Source organism: Bacteroides sp., assembly GCF_019417265.1.
Taxonomy (GTDB): domain Bacteria; phylum Bacteroidota; class Bacteroidia; order Bacteroidales; family Bacteroidaceae; genus Phocaeicola.
The window spans coordinates 13,127-28,756 of record NZ_DXVR01000001.1; the positions used below are offsets into that span (position 1 = coordinate 13,127).

The 15,630-nt window shown below is 41.4% G+C and carries 10 protein-coding genes; 2 read left to right on the plus strand and 8 right to left on the minus strand.

Annotated features, from left to right (window positions below):
* Position 1 precedes the first annotated feature (1 nt).
* From QZ379_RS00075 to gltX, 3 genes are read right to left on the minus strand one after another with little or no spacing between them, the layout of a single operon-like run.
* Positions 2–874, minus strand: coding sequence for a lysophospholipid acyltransferase family protein (locus tag QZ379_RS00075; RefSeq protein WP_291556662.1), 873 nt, complete (start codon positions 872–874; stop codon positions 2–4).
* Positions 875–927: 53 nt separating this feature from the next.
* Positions 928–1,833, minus strand: coding sequence for an ATP-grasp fold amidoligase family protein (locus QZ379_RS00080; protein WP_291556665.1), 906 nt, complete (start codon positions 1,831–1,833; stop codon positions 928–930).
* A gap of 17 nt (positions 1,834–1,850) precedes the next feature.
* Positions 1,851–3,377: a glutamate--tRNA ligase gene (gene gltX, locus QZ379_RS00085; protein WP_291556669.1), complete on the minus strand. Its 1,527-nt coding sequence runs from the start codon at positions 3,375–3,377 to the stop codon at positions 1,851–1,853.
* Positions 3,378–3,508: 131 nt separating this feature from the next.
* On the opposite strand from gltX, the gene QZ379_RS00090 reads away from it, so the two are divergent.
* Together QZ379_RS00090 and QZ379_RS00095 are read left to right on the plus strand one after the other, a co-directional pair.
* Entirely contained in the window at positions 3,509–4,339 is an 831-nt protein-coding gene (locus QZ379_RS00090) for a hypothetical protein (protein WP_291556672.1), read from the plus strand.
* A 227-nt stretch (positions 4,340–4,566) separates the two neighbouring features.
* On the plus strand, positions 4,567–6,624 hold the full coding sequence (locus QZ379_RS00095) for an HDIG domain-containing metalloprotein (RefSeq protein WP_291556674.1): 2,058 nt from the start codon (positions 4,567–4,569) through the stop codon (positions 6,622–6,624).
* 260 nt (positions 6,625–6,884) lie between these two features.
* Here the strand turns inward: QZ379_RS00095 and QZ379_RS00100 are convergent, their stop codons facing one another.
* The 5 genes from QZ379_RS00100 to QZ379_RS00120 all read right to left on the minus strand — a co-directional run bounded on the left by QZ379_RS00100 (position 6,885) and on the right by QZ379_RS00120 (position 15,614).
* A complete protein-coding gene (locus QZ379_RS00100) occupies positions 6,885–8,120 on the minus strand; it encodes an anaerobic sulfatase-maturation protein (RefSeq protein ID WP_291556678.1) in 1,236 nt (411 codons plus the stop codon).
* Positions 8,121–8,201: 81 nt separating this feature from the next.
* On the minus strand, positions 8,202–8,675 hold the full coding sequence (locus QZ379_RS00105; RefSeq protein WP_291556681.1) for a low molecular weight protein-tyrosine-phosphatase: 474 nt from the start codon (positions 8,673–8,675) through the stop codon (positions 8,202–8,204).
* The gene (locus tag QZ379_RS00110; RefSeq protein WP_291556685.1) at positions 8,672–9,382 is read right to left on the minus strand and encodes a phosphatase; all 711 of its coding nucleotides are present in this window, start codon (positions 9,380–9,382) and stop codon (positions 8,672–8,674) included. Before QZ379_RS00110 ends, QZ379_RS00105 begins: the two co-directional genes overlap by 4 nt.
* Before the next feature lie 107 nt (positions 9,383–9,489).
* Positions 9,490–11,952, minus strand: a complete 2,463-nt coding sequence (priA, locus tag QZ379_RS00115; protein WP_291556688.1) for a primosomal protein N' — start codon at positions 11,950–11,952, stop codon at positions 9,490–9,492.
* A gap of 62 nt (positions 11,953–12,014) precedes the next feature.
* Positions 12,015–15,614: a glycoside hydrolase family 2 TIM barrel-domain containing protein gene (locus QZ379_RS00120; RefSeq protein ID WP_291556691.1), complete on the minus strand. Its 3,600-nt coding sequence runs from the start codon at positions 15,612–15,614 to the stop codon at positions 12,015–12,017.
* Between the last annotated feature and the right edge of the window lie 16 nt (positions 15,615–15,630).

Here is a 15,630-nt window from a genome sequence, read left to right on the forward strand (position 1 = left end):
TTCACAATTTCTCAGCATTTCTGAATCGGTTGTGACTCCACAAATACAATTCAGGTTGAGTCCTGATACATTTTTCCAGCATTTGATAGTAAATTGCCGTCAATTCAAAATCGGGCAACGATTTTGGATTATCATGCACCTTTACAAACCTTGCCTCGTAATATCCTCTTTTTACTCTCTTAACATCAAGGAAGAAAGCTCCAAAGTCATAATGTTTTGTTATCTTTTCCGTTCCTGTCAGTACAGGAGTATTATGATTAAGAAAATGTAGGAAATGACGCGAATCTTTCTTTCTTGGAGACTGGTCGGCAATAAAACCTATAATACAAACCTTGTTTTCTGTAGCCAATTCATTGACATAACGTGCCGTCTTACGCATTTCAACACAAACCGCCCCCATACGTTCACGGATATACAGCATCAGCCTATCCATATTTTTGTTACTAAGTTTGTGATATATTTGTGCTCCTATTACATTTTTATCAATATGCAATGGAATAGACGACATCCACTCCCAATTACTATAATGTCCTAAAAAAAGTGAGACTGACTTTCCACTCCTCATTAAAGCATTAACCTCTTCAACATTCATAAATTTCACACGTTGAATCATTTCCTTACGAGAGATGGTAAACATCTTTAAACTTTCAAGAATATTGTCTGTAAAGAAAGAATAAAAATTCTTCTCTATTTTCTTTATATCATCTTCACTCTTTTCAGGAAAAGATTCAGTAAGATTTTTACGCACTATACGTCTTCTATAACGGAATATATAATATACAAAAAAATACAAGCCATCTGATATTATATACAATAAACAAAAAGGGACATAAGAGAAAAGTCTCAGAAAAAAAGAAAGCAAATGATATGTCATTTTCTCATTTATTTAGTAGTTATAAATAGGAATAATATATTGTATGTTACAAATTAAACAGTAGGCTCAGGCAGTTCAATCCAACTTCCCAATTTATAATCCCACTCTTCAGGAGTAAATTCTTTAAATCCACTTGAATCGAAAAAAGTTAGCTCACCAAAATAAATATGCCCTTTAACTTCATACAAATCAACTCTTACGTGTGGAATACCGCTTGATAATTTTTCGGCAATAGCCTTCATTTCATCAAATGTTTGCGGCTTTTTAATTTCTTTCTTTGAATTTGGTCCTCCTTGTGAGAATGGCAATCTATTAAAATTATCATCAAAATAATCAAACTCTGTATCACCTAAAAATCTATTATTAGAGATACACACGCACTTTACAAGTCCATTAAAACAATATAATTTGTAATCATTTAAAGTAGAAGAATCTTCATTTTCCAGGAATTTCTCAGCAATAATCCTCTTTTTTACATTCTTATATGGCCATTCTCTATACTTATAGAAAAGATTATTCTTCATTGATTTTTTAAGACGACTCAAAGTTTCTTTCCTGTTGAGTTTCTGCTTATCTTTACAAATCACACATCCTCTGCTTCCTCCATCGTGAGTAGTTTTTATTACAAACTTATCGGGAAGCATATCAAAATCAATATCTTCGGGTCTGTCCCATACGAAAAGATTGGGAACAACATACTGTTCCCCAATCTTGTTTTTTACATATTCCTTAACTGCATATTTATCGACCATCATAGTATACTCCGGCCTGCGATTGTACAGTTTCATCCATTGAAGTTTATCATTAAATGTTTCAGGATTATCCCAGTTTATCCATCTACCCATTTTATATCTGTACACCACCTTTATATAAAGCTTATCAGGGATAAACCTGCGGCAAATCATAAACAGAGTGAATATCACACCCCATTGTATTGATTTCTTTCTTTTACTATTCATAGCAAATAATAAACAGCTTACTTCAGGACTTCAATTGCTTTTTCTATACGTCTGATAGTTTCCTCCTTACCGAGAAGTTCTGTAATATCGAACATGTGCGGTCCCTTGCACTCGCCTACCACAGCCAGACGGAAAGCATTCATCACATTACCCATGTGATATTCCTTCTCAGTAATCCAGCCGATAACGATGTCTTCCGATGGTTTTGAACTGAAATCTTCAATGCCACGCAATACTTCTATCAATTCGTTCATGATGCGAGGAGTATCTTCTTTCCAACGTTTCTTGACGTCCTTTTCTGCATAAGTTTCAGGAGCGACAAAGAAGAAACGAGCCTGTTCCCACAATTCCTTAACAAAGTTCACACGGCTCTTAACCAATGAAACAGCCGAAGTGAGATAAGCGTCGCTATAAGCAGAAGCATCTACTCCATTAGCCGCCAATACAGGCTTGAACAGTTCTGCTATCTCTGCATCGTCTTTCTTCAGGATATACTCATGGTTGAACCAGCGAGCCTTTTCGTAGTCAAATTTCGCCCCGGCCTTGCTGCAACGGTGCAGGTCGAAAAGCTTAACCAGTTCGTCAAGCGACATGATTTCCTGGTCATTACCCGGATTCCAGCCCAATAGAGCAAGGAAGTTGATAACCGCTTCAGGAAGATAACCTGATTCACGGTAGCCTGAAGAAACCTCACCGGTCTTAGGGTCATGCCATTCCAACGGGAATACAGGGAAACCAAGACGGTCGCCGTCACGCTTGCTCAATTTACCGTTTCCGTCCGGTTTAAGCAGCAAAGGCAGATGAGCGAACTCAGGCATAGTGTCTGCCCATCCGAATGCTCTGTAAAGAAGCACGTGAAGCGGAGCAGAAGGCAACCACTCTTCACCACGGATTACGTGAGTAACTTCCATCAGGTGGTCGTCAACGATATTTGCAAGATGGTATGTAGGAAGTTCATCTGCCGATTTGTACAATACTTTATCATCAAGGATAGACGAGTTGATAACCACATCTCCACGGATAATATCATTTACATGTACATCCTCGTTCGGCTCTATCTTGAAACGTACCACATACTGTTTACCTTCAGCGACAAGAGCATCTACTTCTTCCTTACTCATTGACAATGAGTTACGCATTGAAAGACGTGTAGAAGCATCATACTGGAAGTTAGGGATTTCCTTTCTTTTGGCGTCAAGTTCCTCAGGAGTATCGAAAGCTATATATGCTTTACCGTTATCCAGCAGGACCTGAACATATTTCTTATATATATCACGACGTTCCGACTGACGGTAAGGGCCGTAGTTTCCACCAAAACTAACGCCTTCATCGAAATTGATACCCAACCATTTGAATGATTCGATGATATACTCTTCCGCACCAGGAACGAAACGGTTTGAGTCAGTATCCTCTATACGGAAAATAAGGTCTCCGCCATGCTGACGGGCAAAGAGATAATTGTACAAGGCAGTACGCACACCGCCGATATGCAACGCACCTGTAGGGCTTGGTGCGAAACGAACTCTTACTTTTCTTTCTGACATATTGATTTTCAACTAAAATATTACGCAAAAGTAATCTAAATTTCCCGTTTTTTGCTTATTTTGCACCCAAAATTCTTTATATATGGAGAAAATACATGTAAAGATTTTAGTTTTAACAAAAATCTAAAGAAATGCGCAAATTATACGGTAAGGAATACAAACATTTGGAAACAAAGAATCTGTTTAGAGAACTTTTTCTTGGATTAAGAATATTCATAAAATCAAGAAATACCAATAAGTCCAAAGCTAAAAACATTCATATCGCCATGATTGACGGAGAGACTTATCATGGTGGAATGTGCGACAGATTTAAAGGAATAATAACCCTGTACGCATATTGCAAATATAAGAACTTGCCATTCAGGATAAAATATACATATCCATTCCGGCTGGAAGATTATCTGTCTCCAACCGCATACGATTGGACTCTCAAAGAAAACGAATATACAGACTGCCCTTTATACTGTAGGACGTTATACATGAGAAGAGAGCATCTTGGCAGAAGGCTTATAAGGCTAAAAAGCAAAAAACAAATTCATTTCTACAGCAACTTGGATTGCCTTCCACATATAAACGAAGCGTTCAAGGATTATACGGACACAAAAACATGGGGAGAGTTATTCAAAGAGTTGTTTAAACCTGCAACGATATTGGAAGAACGCCTGAAATCGATAAAAAAGGAAATAGGAGACGGATATTATGCCGCAGTTTTCCGCTTCCAGAACCTTTTGGGAGACTTCAAGGAGTACAAATACAAACCAATAGGAGACAGCGATAAGGCCGAAGAGTTAATAGACAAGTGCATAAAATCGATATTGAGTTTAAAAAAGAAGCATGGTAACCAGCCATTATTAATAACATCGGACAGCATAACATTCCTTAAACGAGTTTCAGGGATAGAAGGAGTACACATTATACCCGGCTCATTGGCCCATATGGATGGGGGGGGGGGGATAACATGAGAAAAGTATCGTTTGAAATATATCTGAAATCATTTTTGGATTTCTACATGTTATGCGATGCGACAAAGATTTACAGAATAGGAACATCTTATATGTATGAAAGCGAATTTCCCGTTTATGCGGCCAAAGTCAACAATATTCCATTTGAAAGCATCATAATATAAAATCCACGGATTTATGAACTTTCCCGTTTTTTGCTTATTTTGCACCCAAAATATACATTGATTATGAAAACTTTCCCTAAAGACAATACATTTTCATACAAACAGTTTCTTTACAGATGCGCTATTTTTGTAGTTACTGTATCAATCATAGTCTATTTCATGCCCAAAGAGGGTAAGTTCAACTATCAGTTCGAATTGGACAAACCATGGAAATACGGACTGCTGCAGGCGTCATTCGATTTTCCTATCTACAAAGATGACGAGCAGGTAAAAACCGAACAGGACAGTATTCTGAAATTCTATGCTCCATACTATCACCTTAATATTGAGACAGGGCAGAAGATGATAGAGAAACTGAAGAAGGATTACAACGACAAGTCCCTGATTATTAAGGACTATAGCAATTACAGAACACACATCGAAAGAAATCTCAGGAAGATTTATGAAACAGGAGTAATATCGCAAACCGACCTGGAGCAGATAAACGACGACGGTGTGTCCACAATACAGGCCATAACGCAAAATACAGCCGTCCAAAGGAGTGTCAGCGAGATATACACCATAAAGGAAGCTTACGAGAAACTTATAAACGCCGATACTGTGCAGTTCAACAAAGCCCTCTTACAGCAATGTAATCTCAACGACTATATCATTCCTAATCTGACATACGATTCTGAAAAGTCCATGACTGCCAAGCAGGAACTTCTCACCAATATACCATGGGCAACAGGATATGTGATGAACGGCCAGAAGATTATCGACCGTGGAGAGATCATCGACCGGAAGAAGTTCGACATACTACGTTCCATGCAGAAAGAATGGAACAGCCGTAGCGAGACCGTAGCCGAAAAACGCCTTACACTGTTCGGCCAGATTCTTTTTGTCTCCATCATGGTAGCCCTGTTTATGGTGTATCTTGAGATATTCCGCCGCGATTTCTATCAGGTCAAGGGTAAGGTATATCTACTGTTCAGCATCATAACAGTATTCCCTGTCATAGCATTTCTGATGGTAGAACATGCATTCCTAAGTGTCTATATCGTACCGTTTGCCATGATTCCTATGCTCATAAAGATATTCCTCGACTCGCGCACTGCTTTTATGGCCCATATAATTACGATACTTATCACATCCATCGCCTTAAGAACCCCTCATGAGTTCATTCTTCTGCAGGCTGTGGCAGGCATGGCAGCAATATATAGTCTGAGAGAGTTGTCACAACGTTCGCAATTGCTGAACAGTGCTTTTATAGTAACTGTCACATACTCACTGCTTTATCTGGCACTTGACCTCGTACACGTAAGCGAAATTGCACAGCTGAGTACTTATGTATATATGAATTTCGTAATAAACGGACTGCTTCTGCTGTTCACATACCCTCTGCTGTTTATCCTGGAGAAAACTTTCGGTTTCACATCAAATGTAACTCTTGTGGAACTGTCGAACATCAATACCAAACTGATGAGAGAGATGTCGGAAACGGCACCTGGTACTTTCCAGCATTCACTACAATTAGCCAACCTTACAGCCGCAGCGGCCAACCGTATCGGCGCAAACAGTCAGTTGGTGCGTACCGGAGCCATGTATCACGATATAGGCAAGATGCTGAACCCGGCATTCTTCACAGAAAACCAATCCGGCGTAAATCCACACGACCAGCTCAACTATAAGCAGAGTGCGCAGATTGTAATAAGCCATATAACTGACGGTCTTAAACTGGCCGATAAACATAATCTTCCGACTGTTATAAAAGAATTTATCAGTACACACCACGGCAACGGTCTGACAAAATATTTCTACATATCATATCAGAACGAACACCCGGACGAAGAAGTTGACAAGACAGCATTCCAATATCCGGGACCGAATCCGTTCACGAAGGAACAGGCCATACTTATGATGGCCGATTCAGTGGAAGCCGCATCACGAAGCCTTCCTGAATATACGGAAGAAAGCATATCTGCCTTAGTGGAAAAAATAATAGACTCACAGGTTCAGGAAGGCTATTTTAAGGAATGTCCTATTACATTCAAGGATATTGCAGTCGTGAAAAGCGTATTCAAGGAAAAACTGAAAACAATGTACCATACGAGAATAAGCTACCCTGAGCTTAAGAAATAAAAGATAAATTCCTCGACGCGGAAAGCGGAACACGTACGTGTAACGGGTGGAACACGAACGTGTCACGCGCGGAACACGAACGTGACGCGGGCGGAACACGAACGTGTCACGGTTTATAAATATAGATATTTCATATAATCCGGACGGTTTTGTCTGTAAAGATGATTATTCATCAAAACAACATACAAAAAAAGAATAACGGGTTGACCACATTCAATACTATTGAGGTCAACCCGTTCTCATTCTATATATATCCTAAATCACTCAAGTATAATCTCGCCATTTCGTATAGCCTCCATCACATTAGCAGGCGGACGCTGTGCAAGTAATTCCTTCTTCATATAGTCCATGTATGGAGCTACATGCTTAAAGAACTGATAATACCCCTTACATAAATAGTTCAGTCCCGGCTCTCCGGTTGCAGTCTTCGCAAAGCGGTTCTTAGGGCAGTCGCCATTACATGCGAACAGAAACTCACACTCCTTACACTGTGTAGGCAACGATTTCTGTTTCATAAGTCCGAACTCCTGTTGTCTTTCGCTATACATCATCTCTACCAGAGTTTTCTGATAGATATTACCTAACTTATATTCAGGGAACACATAATGGTCGCACGAATAAACATCGCCATTAAACTCCATAACTCCGGCGTGGCCACAAGTCTTGGCCATCGAGCATACTCCCGGCTGTTCTCCTACCCAGTTGGCAAGTGTAGAATCGAAAATCTGAATGAAATACTCACCGACATCATTCTTCACCCATTCGTCGAAAAGCTTGCAAAGGAAGTTTCCCCACTGTTCCGGCGATACGGAGAAATCTGCCAATTTATCTCCCTCCTGCATTGGCGATGCCAGATGACGGCCGTCGTTATGTTTGAATATTCTCTCTACGATTGGTGCGAACTGGATATAATGGCAGCCTATGGACTTGAAGAAGTTATAGAACTCCACAGGATAATCGGCATTATAGTCGTTCACCACAGCCATGGCGTTCCATTCCACACCGTGTTTGTTCAGAAGTTCAATTCCCCTCATGACTTTTACGAACGACGGCAATCCCTGCTTGTTGCGGCGATATTCATCGTGGAACTCCTGAGGACCATCTATTGATACTCCCACAAGCCAGTTGTTTTCCTTGAAGAACTGACACCACTCGTCAGTAAGTAGCGTACCGTTTGTCTGAATACAGTTGTCAATAGTTCTTCCGCCGGCGTACTGTTTCTGAAGTTCCATTGCCTTCTTATAAAAGCTTAACGGACGCATAAGTGTTTCTCCGCCATGCCATGTGAAAAGTACCTGTGGCATAGTCTGCGAGCCGATATACTCTTTTATGAATCGCTCCAGGAGTTCATCGCTCATCACATGTTTTGAAGTATCCTTGTACAAATTTGATTTTTCAAGGTAATAGCAATAATCGCAAGCCAAATTACATACCGCCCCAACAGGTTTTGTCATCACATACAGCGGTTTGGCAAAAGGTGCAAAAGTTTGTTTCATGGTGTATTAATATAGTTTTTATCTTTCAGATACAAAGGAAAGTAAATATGAGTATATATACAAATAAACAATGATAAAAGATTATTTCGATAAGTCCTTCTTTATCTCTTCCAACAACCCCTGACAAGCATCTTCCAGTATATTCAATACATTCTCGAAGCCTTGCGCCCCACCATAGTAAGGGTCAGGAACATAATCGACCACCTTTGTGCGGCAATAGTCGGTCATGCGGCCAATCTTCTTTTCAGATTCTATATCCGGAGCCATATCACGAAGATTTGATATATTGCGGTCATCCATACCAAGAATGAGGTCGAAATTATAAAAATCATCTGTGCATACAGGGCGCGACAGATGTGTAAGACGGTAACCTCTGCGTGCAGCGTGCATGCGCATACGTTCGTCGGGCAACTCGCCACGGTGGTATGAGCTTGTTCCGGCAGAATCTATTTCCACTTCTTTATCAAGGCCTTCTTTTTTCAAAAGTGTACGCATAACTTCGTCTGCTGTAGCAGAACGGCATATATTGCCAAGGCACACAAAAAGTATTTTCATTTTCCTATATACTGTTTAAATCGTTCTACATCAGTGTTCATTATCAGTTCTTCAGGGAACTCAGTTTCAGCCAACAATTGCAGTGCATAGCCATACTCAGCTATATCGAAAGAAATATGTGCATCACTCCCAAGAATGACCGGAACTTCATATTTCTTGCACAATCTCAGTATTTCCAAATTATTGCCTCTTGCTTCCGGCTTGTTACGGCATGGTTTCAGCGAACTGTTGTTTATCTCTAAAAGTGTGTGATGCTCTTTCGATGCCAATACTATAGGCTCAAAATCAAGACTTGCAGTTCCGTCACCGGGATGACTGATGATATTTATGTATGGATTTGAAATCACTTTCACCATTCCCCGGGTGTTCTGCTCCTTAGTTCCGTGAGTATAGCACAGCGAATGTATACCTGCAATACGGAGATCCAACATACGGAGATAAAACTCGTCCATGTCGATATTACCATTGAAATCGGTTATGTTTATTTCCGCTCCAAGAAGAAGCTCTATGCCGTACATCTGTCTTGGCACGACATGAAGATTGCGGAAATAAATAGGGTCACACGTTCCTGGAATACCTGACGAGTGTTCTGTTATTCCCAACAGCTTCAGTCCCTTGGCTGCTGCCGCCTGTGCCATTTCCTGCAACGTACTGAAAGCATGTCCGCTGGCTATGGTATGGGTGTGTACGTCTAATTCTATATTCATTGTGAGTTTTTGAGTTTATAAGTTTGTAAGTTTATGAGTTTGTGAGTTCTTAAGTTTTTATGTAAACATCAACCTACTAAAAAACCTAAGAACTTAAAAACTAACACTTAATACGGGTCTACATCATAATATACCATCAACGACTTGAAACGCTCATCTTCCATTATAGCTCTCTGTACCTGCCGGAGGTATGTGCGTATCTTCGACATTGATGCCTGCTGTTCAACTTTTATAACTATCTTTTTGATAAACAGTGTCTGTATTCTTCCCACCGGAGGACGGTCAGGACCAAGGATTCTGTCACCAAGTCCGTTTCTCAGATAGGATGCCATACAGTCGGCGGCCTGTTCCAATACATCTTCCTTACGATGCTTGAGATATACATATATCAACCTGTGGAACGGAGGATATCGGAACATGCTTCTTTCTGCACACTGTTCATCATACAGTGCATTGTAATCATTAGTCACCACCTGATGAATAAGCGGAATATCCGGCGATTTGGTCTGAAGCACCACCAGACCGCGCTTATTCTTGCGTCCTGCCCTACCCGAAACCTGTGCCATAAGCTGGAATGCTCTCTCGTACGAACGGAAGTCGGGATAGTTAAGCATGGAATCGGCATTCAGAATACCTACTACACTCACCCTGTCGAAATCCAGTCCCTTGGAAACCATCTGTGTACCGATAAGAATATCTGTCTTTCCATCCTGAAAATCGTTGATAATCCTTTCGTATGCAGTGCGGGTACGGGTGGTATCCATATCCATACGTGCCACTGTGGCATCGGGGAATATCTGTTTAATATCGTCCTCAACCTTTTCTGTACCGAAGCCGCGGTTAACAAGCTCCACACCTCCACAAGCCGGACATGACTTTGGTACACTGTATGTATATCCGCAGTAATGACACGTCAGCTGATTAAGTCCTTTATGATATGTAAGACTCACATCACAGTTCTTGCATTTAGGCACCCATCCGCACGTGCGGCATTCTATCATAGGTGCAAAACCGCGGCGGTTCTGGAAAAGTATAATCTGTTCCTTATTCTCAAGCGCTTCTCTCATCTTCTGCAAAAGAAAAGGAGAAAAATGCCCTGACATACGTCTTTTACGCGCCAGTTCCTTTATATCAACCACCTCTATTTCCGGCAACTGTATCTGCCGGTATCTTTCCTTCATCTCTACCAAAGAGTATTTTCCGTGAGTGGCATTATAATATGACTCCATACTCGGAGTAGCTGTACCGAGAAGAGTTTTCGCACCATAGAGTGATGCAAGCATTATAGCAGCGCTTCGGGCATGATATCGCGGAGCCGGGTCCTGCTGTTTATACGATGTTTCATGTTCTTCGTCCACTATCACCAGTCCGAGTCTGCGGAAAGGAAGAAAGACTGACGAGCGTACACCGAGTATCACGTCATAATCATCTTCAGTAAGCTGTTTCTGCCATATCTCCACACGTTCCGCATCGGGAAACTTTGAATGATATACTCCAAGACGTGAACCGAATATTCTCTTCAATCGTTCGGTTATCTGCGTGGTAAGAGCTATCTCCGGAAGAAGATAAAGCACCTGCTTTCCTGCCTTGATTACTTCTTCTATCAGATGTATATATACCTCTGTCTTCCCACTGGCAGTAACCCCATGAAGAAGACAGATATTTTTCTGATGGAATGACGACATTATGGAATGAAAAGCCCTTTGCTGTATTTCATTCAGCGGATTTAATGGGACTGTCTCTGTTTTTCCGGCAGTAAGACGTCCTATTTCGTAGTTATAAGTCTCAAAAATATGTTTGTCGATAAGTCCGTTCAGAATTGAAGCCGATGCACCGGAAGCCTCCAATAGTGTCTTCTTTGAGACTTCTGTCAGGAACTTTCCTTCCTGCATCCATCCGGACAGTTCTATATATTTCATCAGCATAGCAAGCTGTTTGGGAGCACGCGCTAAAAGGTCAAACTGTTTCTGAAGTACAGCCTCATCGCGCATACCTTCCTGCAATCGTACGCGGACTTCTGTCTTAGGCTTATAGTTACGTTTCAGTTCTTCCTTTACACGGATAGCATCTTTCTCCATCAGCGATTTTATTGCCGGAAGAATGTTCTTTATATTTCCGGCACGCTCAATCTGAGTAATACACTGCTCTGTATCGACACTCAGGATGTCAAGAATTCGTTGCTCCTTAGGCGAAAGAGACCCATCAGCAACGAAATCAGGATTATATTCCACCACCGATTCACTTTCCAACTTCATTCCCGAAGGAAGTGCAGCCTTATAGACATCACCAAGCGTACACAGATAATACTCTACCACCCACTTCCAGAAAGCCAACTGGCGTTCCAACATCACAGGAGTTCTGTCAAGTACCTCAGATATATCTTTCGTTTCGTATTCCTCAGGTGCCGAAAAGTGTATTTTCACAACGATGGCTGTGTAATATTTCTTTACTCCGAAAGGAACTACCACACGACACCCTGTCTCCACCTGGTCTTCCAGAGCCTCAGGCAAAGAGTATGTAAACGTATTCGCAATGGGAAGCGGCACTATGACATCGACGTACTTTTTCATACCGCAAAGGTACAAAAAATGCCACAAACCGGATTGTCAGTTTGTGGCATTTTCTGATTCTATCAGTCTGTATATGATATTCTCAATTTATAATTGAAAGGCATAGGAGCAATCTTATAACTTTCCAACGTCATAGGACCGCAACTTCCGTTTCCAAGACCTCGCATCTGTGCATCAAGATGAAGCACTATATACGGACGTTTCTGCAGTTCCCACATATGTTGGGTATTCATCAAATCGGCATCAGTATATCTCAAAGCCGAGAATGCAACAGCCCCCTCCGTTTCGATTCGGATTCCGCAACCATCCTTTCCTGTAAGTTTCAACTCACGGAGCGACTCACGGTTGCCCATGCTCTGTGGCTTTACATATCGTTCCACCATATCATCAACAGTAGTAGAATAGCGTCCTATCATACAACCTTCTTTACGGTCGATATAGTTTTCCCAAGGACCGTATGCATAGTAATCCACATTTTCAAGCCCTGCATTTACGGCACATACCAGTCCGGCACGATAGAGTTCCTTGGTCTTTGGAGTAAGCTTGACATCCATATCAAGCACCCCATTGGGCAGGAATGTATATATGATTTCAGAATCACAGAGAGAACCACTACGCAAAGTAGTAACCACTACCTTTCCGTCCTTTTCTTCCGTCACATTACATGTACCGTCAGGTTCAAGGCCGTTTGAAGTATCGGTAGGACGGCGGTCATTTTCTATGAAACGGTGATTGTCGTACAGGAATCCCTGCTTTCCGTATATCACATCCAGACCGTTTATACGCAACTCTGTCATACGTCCGGTAGCAGTGTCAAAAGCAGCAAAGATAAAGGCATTACCCACCGTCAATTCCTTCTCACCCTTTTCTACTTTCAGCCCGGCTACCCTGCCATTGGCTTTAAGTGCAGGAAGCTTTCCTCTTGATGAAAGTTCAAACTGTTTCTGAGCCACTACATGTCCGGCAGACGACCATTCAGTCGGTTTCGAATTACGGACATAGAGATTTACCATAACCTCATTGCCGTTCTTTGCAGCTTTGGCAAGATTTGTACCAGAAAGTTTCAGAGCAAAATCCTGCGACATATCAGGAGCGATGGCAGGCAGAAGCATACTGTCTCTTCCAACTGTATTTCCATTCTCAACAGTTTCCCACAACAGTTCATAACCATTCAGCGTAATGAAATCATATGTATTGTTTATATTTACAGGAACCGTGTTCTTCTTTACATTCTTTTCCAACAGAGCAAATTTAATATACTGATAAACAGCTTTCACTTCTTTCAATTTAGGTGATTCCTCTCTCGTTGCAGGAATTATACCGTTTGAACAGAAGTTACCCTGATGAGGGCCGGGGAAATCATATCCAGTATGCAGGCGGCCTTCATATGTTCCATCAAGTATTTCTCTCGGCTCATATATAGCCTGATCCACCCAGTCCCAGATAGCTCCACCGATAGTGGAATTGCTGCTTTCAATACTTTCCCAGTATTCCTTCAAGTTACCGATGGCATTACCCATAGCATGAGCATATTCGCAGATGAACATCGGTTTGTCAAACGAATTTACATACTTTTCCATCCAGTCCATACCCGGATACATCTTTGAATATAAGTCACTGAACCTGTTACCGCCATATTCCTTACCATCACGTGTACTTTCGTGATGTACAGGACGTGCGTCAAGACGTTTTGCAGCGTCATAGCAAGCCTCAAAGTTATTACCGCCTCCACATTCATTACCAAGACTCCAGAAAATTACACTCGGATGATTGCGGTCGCGCAGGACCATACGGTCTATACGGTCAACAAATGCAGGAATCCATGAAGGCATACCGCTAATCGACTGATTTGCATGGTCTTCAAGGTCAGCCTCATCCATGCTATAAAGACCGTAATAGTCGAACATGGCATACATCTTGGCAGCATTAGGATAATGCGATGTACGGATTGTGTTGATATTGTTTCTCTTCATCAGCAACACATCCTCAAGCATTGACTCTGTAGTAACAGCACGTCCGTACAGCGGATGAGTATCATGTCTGTTCACTCCCTTGAAGAAAACACGTTTTCCGTTGATATAAACCAAAGAGCCGCGTATTTCTATATCACGGAATCCATATTTGGTAGAGAATGCCATCTCATCCTTGCTGCCGTTACGCTGTATGACAGACACAGTGTAAAGGTTCGGTGTCTCAGCTGTCCAAGGCAACAGATCCTTCAGATTGAAACTTACATTCAACTTATCAGTACGTTTCTTGTCGGTAAAACTTACAGAAAGTGTTTCTTCTGCTACAGTCTTTCCATCCGGGTCCGACAGTCTTACCACTATATCCTTATCACCGGTCATACCGTCACGATTGTCAAGAGTAAGTTCTACTTTCATATTTCCATCCTTATAACCAGATTCTGGAGTAAGTTCTGAAGTAATATAATGATCTCTTACACTTACCAAAGGAGTGGAATAAATGAAAACATCTCTGAAAATACCGCTCATGCGGAACATATCCTGACATTCAAGATAAGAACCGTCGCTCCAACGGAACACCTGTACAGCAAGTTTATTATCCTTCTCTCTTACAAACTTTGTAATGTCAAACTCGGCTACATTGTTCGCTCCCTGAGTATATCCCACATACTCACCGTTGAGATAAACGAATGCCGCACTATAGATACCTCCGAACTGAATAAATGTACGTTTCCCATCCCAGTTCTCAGGCAGGTCGAAATATCTTACATACGAGCCTACCGGATTGATACCGTAATTCTTTCCGTCATCATTGAACTTCTTACGTGCATCAATATAAGGCGGAGTATTTGAATGCGGATACTCTACATTAGAATATATAGGTCTGTCATATCCGTGCATTTCCCAGTTTGACGGTACAGGAATAGTAGTCCAACTTCTTACATCGTAATCTTCTTTATAAAAATCGATAGGACGTTCGGAAGGCTGTGACACAAAATTAAAATACCAGTCACCGTTCAGGAACTCGACAGATTTACTCTTTGTATAGACCCATGGTGTAGTATAGAATTCCTTATCTGCCGTCATTTCCGCCTCGCTTCCATATGGAGTATAAGTAGCGTGACCCGTTTCTTTGTTTTCGGCAAACATGGTTTCGTCTTCCCAGTAAACCTTTTCACGTACTGCAGTCTGAGCAGATGCCGGTGCCGCCACTTTAGTTTCATTAATCATAAACAAAGCAGCTTTATCCTTACCGGCCTTTGCGGCATCTACAAGAACTATACTTCTGTCTTCCTTACACACAGCCATCCAGTTTGCTTTGTTAGACGGAATCAGACGTACATACTTCCCTTCCGGTTTTACCAGCCAAAGCTGCATCTCGTCTGATCCGTTTGTCTCAACAGCCTGCATCAGTCCGTTCTCACCAGCCTGAATGGCAAGATTATCAAACGGATTTACAAATCTGTAACTACCGGACAGGTCTGCAATTCCCCACAGTTGTGTTTTATCAGCCTCATTCAGAGGAGAAAGCTTCATTTTTGGAGCTACTCCCGAATAAGTCAATGCCTTTCCCTTATACTTTACGGAACTAACCGTATACAGTTTCTTGCTATCAAAACGTTTCTGCGCATTCAGTCCCACAAAGGTAAATGCAAGCATAAACGTAGCAAAAATAAATAACAAACGATTTCTCATGGTATATGAGGTTATG

Excerpts from the sequence above, each read along its gene's own strand:
- QZ379_RS00075 (WP_291556662.1), bottom strand. The coding sequence starts at position 874 with ATGACATATCATTTGCTTTCTTTTTTTCTGAGACTTTTCTCTTATGTC.
- QZ379_RS00080 (WP_291556665.1), bottom strand. The coding sequence starts at position 1,833 with ATGAATAGTAAAAGAAAGAAATCAATACAATGGGGTGTGATATTCACT.
- gltX (WP_291556669.1), bottom strand. The coding sequence starts at position 3,377 with ATGTCAGAAAGAAAAGTAAGAGTTCGTTTCGCACCAAGCCCTACAGGT.
- QZ379_RS00090 (WP_291556672.1), top strand. The coding sequence starts at position 3,509 with ATGCGCAAATTATACGGTAAGGAATACAAACATTTGGAAACAAAGAAT.
- QZ379_RS00095 (WP_291556674.1), top strand. The coding sequence starts at position 4,567 with ATGAAAACTTTCCCTAAAGACAATACATTTTCATACAAACAGTTTCTT.
- QZ379_RS00100 (WP_291556678.1), bottom strand. The coding sequence starts at position 8,120 with ATGAAACAAACTTTTGCACCTTTTGCCAAACCGCTGTATGTGATGACA.
- QZ379_RS00105 (WP_291556681.1), bottom strand. The coding sequence starts at position 8,675 with ATGAAAATACTTTTTGTGTGCCTTGGCAATATATGCCGTTCTGCTACA.
- QZ379_RS00110 (WP_291556685.1), bottom strand. The coding sequence starts at position 9,382 with ATGAATATAGAATTAGACGTACACACCCATACCATAGCCAGCGGACAT.
- priA (WP_291556688.1), bottom strand. The coding sequence starts at position 11,952 with ATGAAAAAGTACGTCGATGTCATAGTGCCGCTTCCCATTGCGAATACG.
- QZ379_RS00120 (WP_291556691.1), bottom strand. The coding sequence starts at position 15,614 with ATGAGAAATCGTTTGTTATTTATTTTTGCTACGTTTATGCTTGCATTT.